The following is a 12,743-nucleotide window of genomic DNA, read 5'->3' on the forward strand; positions in this document are numbered from 1 at the left end:
AAACAGCGCCCGCGAAGCGAAGGGTTCCCCTTGGGCTGCGCGGGCGCATCAAAACCACGCGTCAAAGCTGAGGTTCAGGTAACTCGGCTAGGATTTCATCAATGCGATCTGCCAAGGCCGCATCAATCGCCGCAATCGCCTCATCGGTGATATCAATATCGTCTCGGGCAAAGATCACAGCGCGGCGATCCATCAGCACCTCTGCCCCGCTGCGCTGCACCAGATCAATAAGAATTGGTCCCATGATCTCAAGGAACCGCTGTCGCGCCGCTTCGGCATAGGCGCCAAGCGCGCGGTTTTTCGCGTCTTGCCCACTGCGGATTTCAACGACACGGGCGTCAAATTCGGCCGCACGCAGGCGGAAGTCCTCAATGCTGAGGCTGCTGCGCAATTCGGTCAACCGTTGCTCTTCTTGGGTAAGGACATCTTCAATCTCACGGTTCTGTGCCGAAAGATCACGCCCCACGCGATCAATCACCCCCCCGACCGCCTGACCAAAGACCGACCCAGAAAACAGACGATCTTGATCAATCAGCAACACCTGTGCGGGTGCTTGCGGGGGTTGAACGGTGATATCCTGCGCCCTCACCCCTGCCCCTTGGATGGCAAGCATAAGGGCACATCCACCCACGCGCAGCCAAGCGCGCAAAGCCATCAGAAGCGCGCCTCAACCGTAAAGTCGAAGTTGCGGGTGCGGTCATAGGATTCATTCGAGACAGGGTGCGAGAAGTTAAACCGCAGCGGGCCGATTTGCGTATCCCAGAAGATTGAGAAGCCAACCGTGCTGCGCAGATAGCTGTCATCGTCAATGAGGTTGCCACCTGTGCCCAAGACGTCATCCAAGCCCCACAGCGTGCCAACATCATAAAAGACGCCGCCTGAAATGCCATATTCGGCGGGCACCCCGATGGGGAAGCCTGCCTCAAAGCGCGCAACAGCGAATTGGTTGCCGCCAAGCGCGTCTTGGTTCGCAGAATTGCGATCCCGTGGCCCGATCCCGCCTGCATCAAAACCGCGCATTTGGCGCGACCCGAGGAAGAAACGATCCGTAACGCGGCTATTGCCATCAAGCATATTTACCGAGCCAAGCTCGAACGCGGCACGCAACGAAACCTCTTCACGGAAGGCCGTTGTTTCCCCCTGCACAAGCGCGGTGGCACGCAGGAATTGATCGTCACCCAATCCCCCCAATTCAGCATTGGCGCGCACCAATATGCCCGAAGTTGGGTCAAGCCCCACGCCGCGCGTGTCGTAAATATAGCCCAGACCGATGGAGCTGCTGTCATAGCTGCCCGACTCGCGCCGCAGAATATCCGATGATGTGGTCGGAACATTGCTCAATTCTTGCTGCGCAATCCGCAAAGAGGGGCGCAAACGGCCGTATTCACTGACAGGGAATTCCAACGCACCGCTGACACCCACTTCGTTGGTGTTGTAGGTGGCATTTTGTTGGTCAGTCGAACTGCCGAAAACCGACAGAGCCAATTCCAAATCACGGCGCAAATAGGCGGGTTCTACGAAATTAGCCCGAAGGGTGCGCGACCCAGAGGTGGTGTCAAAGGACAGACCCACTGTCTGACCCCGCCCGCGCCAATTGCGTTCGTTAAACTGAACCGCAAGCCCTGTGCCAACATCGGTCGAATAATTGACCGAGAAGCCAAGCGTGCCTGTTGGCGTTTCTTCGACATTCACATCCACGATCACCTGATCGCTGCCAGTGCCTTCGCGCGCATTCACGTCAACATTTGAAAAGAAATTCAGCGCACGGATCCGTTCCGCCGCTTGGCGAATTTCGCGTGGATCAAACGGATCCCCTTCGACCATATCGAATTGACGCCGCACAACGCGGTCAAGCGTGGTTGCGTTGCCCTCAATATCAATCCGCTCTACGAAAACACGCGGGCCGCGGACAATGGCAAATTCCACATCCAAGGTGAGATCTTCGTCATTTCGGGTGATCCGCGGCTCAACACGGATGAAGCGCAACCCCTGCTCGGTCGCCAGATTTTCAAGCCGCGAAATCGTGCGGTCCACCAGACGCGGCGAAAAGGTTACACCCTCGTCTAGGTCAATTGCGGCTTGGAATTCTTCAACATTCACTTCGGGCAAGTCGCTGCTTGCGGTTAAGGCCCCGAAGGAAAAGCTTTGCCCTTCAACGATGTTAAAGGTCACAAAGAACCCGTCCCGCGCACGGGCAAGTTCTGATGTGACAGATTGCACTTCAAAATCAACATAGCCGCGATCACGGTAGAAATCGGTCAAAAGCTGTTGATCAAAGGCCAGTCGATCCGCCACGAATGTATCGCGGCTAATAATCGCGCGGAAAAACCCCGCTTGGGTGGATTGCAGAACGCGGCGCAAACGGCGGTCTGAAAAGGCGCGGTTGCCGACAAAGGTGATGCTTTCAGTTTCCACCACGCGGCCTTCGGTGATCTCAAAGGCGAGATCAACGCGGTTGTCGCTGCGGCGGATGATCTGCGGGGTCACCGTTGCACTCAAGCGGCCTGTCTGGCGATAGGCATCCACGATGGCCTGCGCATCGGCCTCGGCGATGGCGGGACTGTAGACGCGGCGCGGTTGTGACGTCAGCAAAGCTGCCAGCGCATCATCATCGAGCAGATCATTTCCCTCGATGCTGATCTCGTTGATCGTGGGGTATTCTTGCAACTCGATAAACACCGTGTTGCCCTCTAAGCGCAGATCAACTGTTTCAAACAGGCCTGTATCCTGCAGGCGGCGCAAGGCATCATTGGCTTGGCCCGCTGTGATTGTGCCGCCGGGCGCGATGCCTGCATATGAGAGGATGGTTGCCTCTTCGATACGGATATTTCCGTCAATCACAATAGCGTCCAGCGCAATATCCTGCGCAACCGCAAGCCCTGAAAGGGCCATCCCCATCGCCAAAACCGAGGCTGTCATCAGCCCGCTGCGATATTTGCGATTGTTTGATTTACGCGACATTCTGCGCCCGCCTTTTTTGCTTTAGCAAATCCTAAAGCATCCCTAGCGAGTGCAGGGGGCAATGTCAAAAAAATGCGCGCAAAAACGGGCGAAACTTACGCCCTTTTCAGCGTCTCGGTGTTAGCTTTGCAAAATCGGTGCAAGCATCACCGCAAAACCCAAAGCCAAAACAACAATACTGGGGCCAAGAATGCGATCCCCAAGAATCGCCGACAGATAGCTGAGACGCGGCAATTGGCGCTGTAAAAATTTCATCGGTCTTTGATCCCCGAATATGTGAAACACATGACCGGATACCAAATCACTTGGGCAAAATTGGGGCGAATTCAGGGGAATTCAGCGGCCTGCCTCAGGGGCAGAGCAGAACATCGTTGAACACCGCGAACACCATCAACCCCATGATCAGGGTCAACCCAAGTGTCATGAAAACACGCATGAACATTTCAGGCGGTTTGCGTCCTGCAACGGCCTCAAAGGCGTAAAGCATTAGATGCCCACCATCCAAAATCGGGATCGGGAAAAGGTTCATCAAACCAACGGCGGTAGAGAGAACCGCAATAAGCCAGATAAAGCTCGCAATCCCTTGCGCGGCGGCGGCACCTGAGGTTTCCGCAATCCCCACTGGGCCTTGCAGATTACAGGTCGAAATTGCCCCCGTTATCATATGCCAAAGCCCCGATAGCGATGAGGTGATAATGAACCCAGTTTGCGACACCCCATAGGAAAGCGCAGCCAATGGCCCCACGGCCTCGGTTTGCGGAACAAACAGCATGCCCCCTGTGACGCCGATTAGGTAACGCGTTTCAAACCCACCCAATGCGACAGGCAAATCGGTGCGCCGCGGCGACAGCGTTACAGCGATTTCCTGCCCCTCTTGGGTGCCATTTGCCCGCCAAAGCGTCAAATCAATCGGCGCACCCTCGGCCTGATCAACCGCTGCGCGGAGTTGGGAAAAGCTCCAGATATCCGCGCCATTCACGGCCAAAATCACATCGCCCTCGCGCAAGCCTGCCTCCATGGCCGCCGATTGCGGCTGAACGCCATCAACGACAGGCGGCAGCGGCGTTGAGGCCTCGACCAAAATGGCGCGATCATCGCGCAGCACCTCATAGCTCACACGCGGACGAGGCGGCAGGTCAGAGGCGATTTGCAAAAGCGCCGCAAAACTTTCGATCTCCTGCCCCTCAAGCGCAAGGATCAGATCCCCCGCCTCAAGCGATTGATAGACGGGCGGCAGGTCGCGCGGCGCCCCCACACGGGGCTCATCCGTTGCTTGGCCCGAGACCAAGACCACGCCTGCGAAAATCGCAATGGACAGGATGAAATTGAATACTGGCCCCGCCACAACCGTGGCCGCGCGGGCCCAAAGGGGCGCGCCATGCATCGTATGACGCGCAGGCGTGACCTCCGTATCCGCCCCGACCGAGGCCGCATTGGCATCGCCTGCAAATTTGACATAACCGCCAAACGGCAAAGCCGCAATTTGCCATTGCGTGCCCCGCCGATCTTTACGGGAGAACAGGACAGGCCCAAACCCAATAGAAAACACATCCGCACGGATGCCAGACCACCGCCCAACAATGTAATGACCATATTCATGGATCGCTACGATGATTGAAATCGCAGCGATAAAGGCCAACATGGTAAAGGCAAAACTGCCGAATTGGGGGAGGAAATCCATCACTTGCCCTGTATTTTATGTCTTTTTGATCCGCGCAGAAATCACTGACCGCGCCCGCACCCTTGCGAGATGGTTCATCGCGAGAACATCTGCAAGGGTTTCAAGCGGATTTGACAGGGTTAATTCCTGGGAGAGCGCGGCAAGCGTCTCTTCAACCACTGCGGCCATATCCATAAATCCAATCTCGCGCGCCAAAAACGCGTCAAGTGCCACTTCTTTGGCGGCGTTGAAGGCGGCCCCAGCCCCCCCGCGCACCTCCATCACATCGCGGGCAAGGCGCAAGGCAGGGAAACGCGCCAAATCTGGCGCCTCGAATTGCAGTTGCGCAATCTGCGCCAGATCAAGCCGCGCGACAGGAAGATCCTGACGCTTTGGCCAATATAAGGCATAGCCAATAGCATGGCGCATATCTGGCGGGCCAAGATGGGCCATCAACGCACCATCGCGAAACCCCACCAAAGCATGGATTAAGGATTGCGGGTGGATGATGGTCTCTATCTGCGCAGGCACGATCCCAAAATATTCCCGCGTTTCAATGAGCTCCAGCGCCTTGTTAAACATTGACGCACTATCGATTGTAATCCGTTGCCCCATATCCCAATTCGGATGCGCCCCCGCATCTTCGGGTGTCGCATGGGCCAATTTCTCAATCGGCCAATGCCGCAAACCGCCGCCTGAAGCGGTGATGATCACGCGCTCAACCTCAGCAATATCTTCGCCGACAAGGGCTTGAAATACGGCGGAATGTTCGCTGTCTACGGGCAAGATCCGCGCGCCAAGGGATGCGGCCGTTGCCAAAAGCAATTGCCCCGCCGCAACCAAGCTTTCCTTATTTGCCAAGGCCAGCGTTGCGCCTTGTTCAAGTGCCGCAAATCCCGGCGCGATTCCCGCAGCCCCAACAATGGCCGACATGACCCAATCGGCAGGGCGCGATGCGGCCTCAATCAACGCGGCCTCGCCTGCGGCGGCCTCAACCCCGGTCCCTGCAAGCGCAGATTTCAGATCAGGAAGCCGATCTTCATAGGCGGTTACCGCAATTTCGGCACGATGTGCGATGGCATCCCGCGCCAATTGGTCAATATTGCCCCCCCCCGAAAGCGCTACAACCCGATAGGCATCAGGGGCGCGCGCGATTAAATCGAGGGTGTTCTGCCCGATGGAGCCAGTGGCCCCAAAAATACTGACACGGCGCATCTGAGCAATTTTTCCTTATTGCGGTGGGAAGCTTGTTAAGCTTTCAACCAAGAGTAGCAAAGCCGCAGCGCCAATCATACCGTCAAAACGATCGAAAACCCCGCCATGTCCGGGCAATAATCGCGAGCTGTCCTTGACCCCCACATGACGCTTGATGGCGCTTTCCGCCAAATCGCCCATCTGGCTGGCAAAGGCCAAAGCAACTGAAATTGCAATAATCCCTGCGCCTGCTTCTGTTTGGGTCATATAGGCAACCCCAACACAGCCCGCGCCAATCCAGCCTGCAATCGTTCCAGACCATGTTTTCTTTGGGCTAACACGCGGCCAAAACTTTGGCCCGCCCACAACGCGGCCAACGAGATAGCCCGCAATATCGGTCACAACCACAACCAAAACGAGCCATGTCACCCAGACAAAGCCAAAGGTCTCGCGATGTGCCAAAAGGCCGTAAGCGGCAAAGCTGATCAACAGCGCGAAGGGCATATATTTCTCGCGCCGCTCTTGCAGCAAAACAAGGCCAAGAAAGGCAGGCAAAAACAAAATAGGCAGCGCATAGGCGGGTGGCAGACTATGGGCGGCATAAAGACAGGCAATCATCCCTGCTCCAAGCCCCGCCGAGCGCATTAACGAGCCGCCCAACATCACGGCCAATTCCCAGATCAAAATCCCTGCGATCAGGAAAATCATGCCAACATAAATGGGGCCGCCCAACCAAACCGCATAAAGACCCGTCACAGCCATCAAAAGCCCTGTGATCATACGCGGCCAGAAATCAGAAAACAGGCTTTGGGCTTGATCGCTCACGCAGTGACCCCACCAAAACGGCGCTCACGCAGGCCATAGCGGGCAAGAATTTCTGCAAATTCTTGGGCGGTGAAATCAGGCCAAAGCGTATTGACGAATTCATATTCGGAATACGCCGATTGCCACAAAAGAAAATTCGAAATGCGCGCCTCGCCCGATGTACGGATCACCAGATCAGGATCAGGCAACACATAGGTGTCGAGATATTTTGGGAAGGTTTCGTCATCAATATCGGCGGGTTTGATTTTCCCCGCGGCCACATCATGGGCCAAACGCTTGGCGGCGCGGCTCACCTCATCGCGGCCGCCATAATTCAAGGCAACCGTCAAATGCAGCTTGTCATTTTCAGCGGTCATCAATTCGAGATTGTCCATCATCTCGACCAAGGACGGCTCAAGGCGCACGCGATCCCCGATGAAACGCACCCGCACCCCTGCCTTGATCAAGGCCTTGGTTTCACTGGCCAGATACCGCCGAAACAGCCGCATGAGGCCCGCAACTTCTGTTTGGGTGCGTTTCCAATTTTCGGTCGAAAAGGCGAAAATCGTCAGGTATTTCACACCCAAATCGGGGCAGGCCCGCGCGATTTCCTTGACCCGCGCAGCACCCGCATGATGGCCAACAAGACGCGGGCGGCCGCGCATCTTTGCCCAACGACCATTGCCATCCATGATAATGGCGACATGGGCAGGATTGCTTCGGCTCATCCGCGTATCCCCTTTTTGCTTTGCCTAAACCTGCATAATCTCGGCTTGCTTGCCCTCAAGCGCCGCGTCAACTTTGGCGATAAAACTATCGGTCAACTGTTGCACTTCGGCCTCCCAGAATTTCTGGTCATCTTCACTCAGGCCCGTTGATTTGGCTTTTTTGATCTGATCCATCCCGTCACGGCGCAAATTGCGCACGGCCACACGGGCGTGTTCGGCATATTGCGCAGCGACTTTGGTCAATTCGCGGCGGCGTTCTTCGTTCAATTCGGGGATCGGCAGCATGATGATCGTGCCGTTGAGTTGCGGGTTAATACCCAAGCCCGATTCACGAATGGCTTTTTCCACTTTACCGACCATTGCCTTGTCCCACACATTGATGGTGACCATGCGCGGCTCTGGCACGTTTACGGTGCCCACCTGATTGATTGGGGTCATCTGGCCATATGCCTCCACCATCACAGGTTCGAGCATTGTGGCGGAGGCGCGGCCTGTGCGCAGAGAGGCGAATTCCGTTTTCAGCGCGGAAATTGCGCCCTCCATCCGGCGGGTCAGATCATCTAGATCAAGTTCGAATTCATCTGCTGACATTGCCTCACTCCTCGCTTGTCAGGTCGCTTCGGCCCCATATAGCCTGCGGGGCTGCCTGTTTCTATGGCTTTAGCGCACTTTTGTATAGGTTCCCTGCCCCGACAAAATCCCCCGAAATCCACCTGGCTCATCAAGGCTAAAGACAATGATCGGGGTGTCGTTTTCGCGCGCAAGCGCGATGGCCGAGGCATCCATGACGCCAAGATGCTGTGCGAGAACCTCATCATAGCTGATCTCGTCAAAGCGTTTCGCATCGGCGTATTTTTTGGGATCTTTATCATAGACCCCGTCCACCTTGGTGCCCTTAAAGATTGCATCACAATGCATCTCATTGGCACGCAATGTGGCGGCTGTATCTGTTGTGAAATAGGGGTTTCCTGTGCCTGCCGCAAAAATACAGACGCGCTTTTTCTCCAAATGGCGCACTGCACGGCGGCGGATATAAGGCTCGCAGACCTGATCCATCGGAATGGCCGAGATCACGCGAGTAAAGACCCCAAGCCCCTCAAGCGCGCTTTGCATCGCAAGCGCGTTCATCACCGTGGCCAGCATCCCCATATAATCGGCTGTGGTGCGCTCCATCCCCTGCGCGCTGCCTTGCAAGCCGCGAAAGATATTGCCGCCACCAATGACCATGCAAATCTCTACCCCCAGATCATGCACCGATTTTACCTCGCGCGCGATCCGCTCGACTGTAGGCGGATTGAGGCCAAAGCCCTTATCGCCCATCAAGGCCTCGCCCGAAATTTTCAGCATGACGCGTTTATAGGTTGTTTTGGGGGTGGCATCGCTTGCGGCCATGATATCCTCGTTCAAACGGGTGACAGGCCGCAGATCGGGCCAAAGCCACCAATGGGTGATTGAGCTTAGCGCATCATCGTCTAAAATGCGGATCACTTCAACGGTCGCGCCTGCCCTAGCGACTAAATATGCCAAAGCACGCCCAAGCGAAACCAGATATTGCTAGGCGCGCCGCAAAAGATCAGGAAAAAAGGCACGGCATTGGACGCTCTTAATTTGGAATTCGCAAAAGACATTGCGCCTGATCGTCCGATCCTGATTGCGGGGGCCACGGCCAGCGGGAAATCTGCGCTTGCCCTTGCCTTGGCTGACAGGTGGGGTGGGCAAATCATCAATGCAGACGCGCTGCAAGTCTTTGACGGATGGCGCCTCCTGACCGCCCGCCCCAGTGCCGCGGACGAGGAGAGATGCCCGCATCATCTCTATGGGCATGTGCCGTTTTTGGGCGATTATTCCGTGGGGGCATGGCTGCGCGATCTTGCGCCGCTGCTGCGGACAGGGCCGCGCCCCATTATCGTGGGGGGCACAGGGCTTTATTTTCGTGCGCTGACTGAGGGTTTGGCTGAAATCCCGCCCGTGCCAAAGGCCGTGCGCATCGTGGCAGATGAACAAAGCCATGCCGCCCTTTTGGCCGATTTAGCGCAATCCGACCCCGTGATTTATGCAAAGATTGACCGACAAAACCGCGCCCGCGTTCAGCGCGCTTGGGAGGTGTGGCGCGCCACAGGCAAACCCCTCTCGCAATGGCAGGCTGAAACGCCCGCCCCCCTCCTGCCTCTGGATCATGTGGCGGCGTTCAAACTCATGGCGGATCGAGCTTGGCTCAATGACCGCATCGCCCGCCGTTTCCATACAATGATAAAAGAGGGCGCATTAAATGAGGCGCGGGCCGCCTTGCCCCATTGGGATCAGGTGCAAGGCGCGGCCAAAGCCATCGGCGCACCTGAATTGATCGCCCACCTTCGTGGTGACATTTCGCTTGAGACAGCCACAGAGGCCGCCATTATCGCCTCGCGCCAATATGCAAAAAAGCAACGGACGTGGCTGCGCGCGCAGTCCACAGGATGGACAGATATATATATTCCTGTCTAAATTTTAGGTGCCTGTAAATTTGAGGATATAGGCACGAATCGGATAGGGGATAATGTCGGATCAGCAAGAGATGGGTCCTACCAACGCGCCCGCCTATGCCGCACGAACGATTGGTCAAATTCGACTTCATGACGCTTGGCGGCATGAATTGGCGTATAACTGCCCCAAATCGCGGTTATTTTGACTGACGCGCGGCACAACCTGCATCACGATGGATTTGCACCCGATCATGGCCACAGGCCCCAAGATGTTATTTATTCCAGCCTCAATGCTGTTATCCATTGAATTGCCCACGCAATTACAAGGCCAATTGGCCTATTTTCCCAATCTTGCCGATTTGGAATTGCCGCAAACATCCCTTTGCCTCACGCCCAGTTCCGCCGAAGCGCAGGTGGAGATGACGGGCCTAATTGAGCGGATGGCGCGGCTAGAAGATCAAGACACCCCTTCGGCGACACGTATGAAACGGGGATATGGTCTGCTGCTCTCAGCGATGCTTGAGCGTGAAAAACTCATTTCCAGCCAACGTGACCGCGATGCCACCCACAGATTGCGCACCCAAATCAAAAAGCCCAGCAAATCGGCGCAGCTCCTCTCGCGCTTTGCGGCGCTCTTGGCGCAAGGGTTCAACGCCCAATTGGGCGTGTCCGACTATGCCGCGCGCCTTGATGTGACGCCCACCCATCTCACCCGCATCTGCCACGAAATTACAGGGCGCACGGCCCTTGCCCTCATCAATGAGCTGCTGATGGCCGAGGCCCGCCGCCGTTTGGTCGATACCCATGACAGCGCCGCGAAAATCGCACGCGATTTAGGCTATTCGTCACCTGCCTATTTCACCCGCGCCTTTGGCCAAGAAACAGGCGCAACCCCAACCGCATATCGCGATCAAAAACAGGGGCAATGGTCAGCACGCGCCACCGATAGCCCCTGTTTCACTTAGCCATGCAGCGCCTCAATGACAGCGCGGGTGGTAATTTTTCCCTTGGGCTGACCGCGTTCTTCGACAATCACAGTGTTGCCCTTTGATTGCGCGACCACCATCAGCGCATCTTGCAAAATGGTGTCAGCATCCAAACGCGGAGCGGAGTCAGGCAATGTCCCGCGACCCAGAGGTTGCATGATGGAACCCAATTTGATCACGCGGGCGCGGTTGATGTCCTTGATGAAATCCTCAATGTAATCATCGGCAGGACGCAACACGATATCCTGCGCGGTGCCTTGCTGCACCAAATGACCATCGCGCAAAATCGCGATATTGTCGCCAAGGCGCAGCGCCTCGTCCAAATCATGGGTGATGAACACAATCGTCTTATGCAATTCTTTTTGCAGATCAATCAAAATGGATTGCATATCATAGCGGATCAACGGGTCGAGCGCAGAAAACGCCTCGTCCATCAGCAAGATATCAGCATCCGTTGCCAAACCGCGCGCCAGACCCACGCGCTGCCGCATGCCGCCCGACAATTGACCTGGATAACTGTTTTCATACCCCTCAAGCCCCACGCGGGAAATCCATTGCTTGGCCCGCTTTTCGGCCTCGCTCTCATCCACGCCCTGCACGATCAAGCCATAGGTGACGTTTTCAATCACACGGCGATGCGGGAAAAGACCAAAATGTTGAAACACCATCGACATGTTGAAACGCCGCAGATCCCGCAAAGCATCCTTGTCCATGGTCAGAACATTCTCGCCATCCACCAAAATTTCACCTGCGGTCGGCTCAATCAGGCGGTTGATATGGCGGATTAGGGTGGATTTACCCGACCCCGACAACCCCATCACCACCTGAATATTTTGCGGCGCAATATCAAGCGAGACGTTATCCACGCCCAGAACATGCCCCGATTCTTCGCGCAAAGCATCCTTGCGCATGCCTGACTGGACGGATTTCAACGCCTTTTGCGGCGATTTGCCAAAAATCTTATAGAGGTTTTTGATCTGAATTTTGGGATCGCTCATTTCTCGCCTCCCTCACGATGCGCCTGTAGGCGTTTGCCATAGGATTGGCTGACGCGGTCGAAGATGATGGCCAGCGCGACAATCGCCAAACCATTCATCAAACCAAGGGCCAAATATTGATTGGAAATCGCGCGCAACACGGGCACGCCAAGACCTCGCACCCCGATCATTGACGCAATAACAACCATGGCCAGGGCCATCATGATCGTCTGGTTCACGCCCGCGAAGATATTGGGCAGAGCCAAGGGAATTTGCACGTCAAATAGCTTCTGCCGCGGGCTTGCGCCAAAGGCCTCAGCCGCTTCTAGAACCTCGCGATCCACCAATCTGATGCCTAGATTTGTTAGGCGCACGATGGGGGGAATTGCATAAATGCAAACCGCAATAAGACCGGGAACCTTGCCAATGCCAAGCAGCATCACAACCGGGATCAGATAAACAAACGACGGGATTGTCTGCATTATATCCAAAATAGGTGTTATCACACTTTGAATCCGATCGGATTTCGACATTAAAATTCCTAGTGGAATGCCAATTACTATGCATACAACAGTGGCCACCGAAATAATCGCAAGCGTGGCCATGGTTTCTTCCCACATATCGAAGTAGCCAATTAATATGAAAGCAAGAAATGTTCCAACTGTAATTTTCATTGAGCGGGAACCCACCCAAGCTAAACCGCATAAGACGATTAATATTAACGGCCAGGGCGTTGCCAAAAGAAGCTTTTCGAACCACACAAGAAAATGCAGGAGAGGGCTAAAAAAAATTTCTAAAGCTTCGCCGTAGCTTCGAGAAAAAGACCTAAAGCCCTCATCTATGCCTTGCCTTAAAGCACTTAAGTCGCGCCTGCCAATAGAAGGAAACTCAAGGAAAAAATCCCACATGCGTTGTACCCTAAGTTATATGTATTTGAAAAAGCGGAGAGGCAGCCGCCTCTCCGCTTTAGT

Annotated in this window: 14 protein-coding genes; 2 read left to right on the forward strand and 12 right to left on the reverse strand. The window is 55.4% G+C overall.

Annotation, left to right across the window (positions count from 1 at the left end; genetic code table 11):
* Positions 1 to 61: 61 nt before the first annotated feature.
* The 9 genes from AAC621_RS01185 to pyrH form a co-directional block, all read right to left on the reverse strand.
* Positions 62 to 655, reverse strand: coding sequence for an OmpH family outer membrane protein (locus AAC621_RS01185; protein ID WP_340251370.1), 594 nt, complete (start codon positions 653 to 655; stop codon positions 62 to 64).
* A complete protein-coding gene (gene bamA / locus AAC621_RS01190) occupies positions 655 to 2,961 on the reverse strand; it encodes an outer membrane protein assembly factor BamA (RefSeq protein ID WP_340251372.1) in 2,307 nt (768 codons plus the stop codon). The genes AAC621_RS01185 and bamA overlap by 1 nt, the downstream gene beginning before the upstream one ends.
* Positions 2,962 to 3,081: 120 nt before the next feature.
* A complete protein-coding gene (locus AAC621_RS01195; protein WP_340251375.1) occupies positions 3,082 to 3,216 on the reverse strand; it encodes a hypothetical protein in 135 nt (44 codons plus the stop codon).
* Between the two features lie 94 nt (positions 3,217 to 3,310).
* Positions 3,311 to 4,642 (reverse strand): RIP metalloprotease RseP, encoded by a 1,332-nt coding sequence (gene rseP / locus AAC621_RS01200; RefSeq protein WP_340251377.1) that lies wholly within the window; start codon positions 4,640 to 4,642, stop codon positions 3,311 to 3,313.
* 15 nt (positions 4,643 to 4,657) lie between these two features.
* Positions 4,658 to 5,836, reverse strand: a complete 1,179-nt coding sequence (dxr, locus tag AAC621_RS01205; protein WP_340251380.1) for a 1-deoxy-D-xylulose-5-phosphate reductoisomerase — start codon at positions 5,834 to 5,836, stop codon at positions 4,658 to 4,660.
* A 15-nt stretch (positions 5,837 to 5,851) separates the two neighbouring features.
* Positions 5,852 to 6,640 carry a phosphatidate cytidylyltransferase gene (locus tag AAC621_RS01210; protein ID WP_340251382.1) on the reverse strand — a complete coding sequence of 263 codons (789 nt, stop codon included), beginning with the start codon at positions 6,638 to 6,640 and terminating at the stop codon, positions 5,852 to 5,854.
* A complete protein-coding gene (locus tag AAC621_RS01215; protein ID WP_340251384.1) occupies positions 6,637 to 7,347 on the reverse strand; it encodes an isoprenyl transferase in 711 nt (236 codons plus the stop codon). Before AAC621_RS01215 ends, AAC621_RS01210 begins: the two co-directional genes overlap by 4 nt.
* Positions 7,348 to 7,371: 24 nt before the next feature.
* On the reverse strand, positions 7,372 to 7,938 hold the full coding sequence (gene frr / locus AAC621_RS01220; protein ID WP_340242782.1) for a ribosome recycling factor: 567 nt from the start codon (positions 7,936 to 7,938) through the stop codon (positions 7,372 to 7,374).
* A 69-nt stretch (positions 7,939 to 8,007) separates the two neighbouring features.
* Entirely contained in the window at positions 8,008 to 8,739 is a 732-nt protein-coding gene (gene pyrH / locus AAC621_RS01225) for a UMP kinase (RefSeq protein WP_340256242.1), read from the reverse strand.
* A gap of 201 nt (positions 8,740 to 8,940) precedes the next feature.
* Between pyrH and miaA the strand changes: the two genes are divergently transcribed.
* Entirely contained in the window at positions 8,941 to 9,831 is an 891-nt protein-coding gene (miaA, locus tag AAC621_RS01230; RefSeq protein WP_340251386.1) for a tRNA (adenosine(37)-N6)-dimethylallyltransferase MiaA, read from the forward strand.
* Between the two features lie 126 nt (positions 9,832 to 9,957).
* Here the strand turns inward: miaA and AAC621_RS01235 are convergent, their stop codons facing one another.
* Complete coding sequence (locus AAC621_RS01235; RefSeq protein ID WP_340251389.1) at positions 9,958 to 10,113, reverse strand: hypothetical protein; 156 nt, start codon at positions 10,111 to 10,113, stop codon at positions 9,958 to 9,960.
* Here AAC621_RS01235 and AAC621_RS01240 point away from each other — a divergent pair.
* On the forward strand, positions 10,100 to 10,774 hold the full coding sequence (locus tag AAC621_RS01240; protein ID WP_340251391.1) for a helix-turn-helix domain-containing protein: 675 nt from the start codon (positions 10,100 to 10,102) through the stop codon (positions 10,772 to 10,774). The two genes, AAC621_RS01235 and AAC621_RS01240, sit on opposite strands and share 14 nt — an antisense overlap.
* Here AAC621_RS01240 and AAC621_RS01245 read toward each other — a convergent pair.
* Both AAC621_RS01245 and AAC621_RS01250 read right to left on the reverse strand, forming a co-directional pair.
* A complete protein-coding gene (locus AAC621_RS01245) occupies positions 10,771 to 11,793 on the reverse strand; it encodes a quaternary amine ABC transporter ATP-binding protein (RefSeq protein ID WP_340251393.1) in 1,023 nt (340 codons plus the stop codon). The genes AAC621_RS01240 and AAC621_RS01245 overlap by 4 nt on opposite strands.
* Complete coding sequence (locus AAC621_RS01250) at positions 11,790 to 12,680, reverse strand: ABC transporter permease (protein WP_340251395.1); 891 nt, start codon at positions 12,678 to 12,680, stop codon at positions 11,790 to 11,792. Before AAC621_RS01250 ends, AAC621_RS01245 begins: the two co-directional genes overlap by 4 nt.
* Positions 12,681 to 12,743: the final 63 nt, after the last annotated feature.

Source organism: Roseobacter sp. HKCC-CH-9208, assembly GCF_037805125.1.
Lineage (GTDB): Bacteria > Pseudomonadota > Alphaproteobacteria > Rhodobacterales > Rhodobacteraceae > M30B80.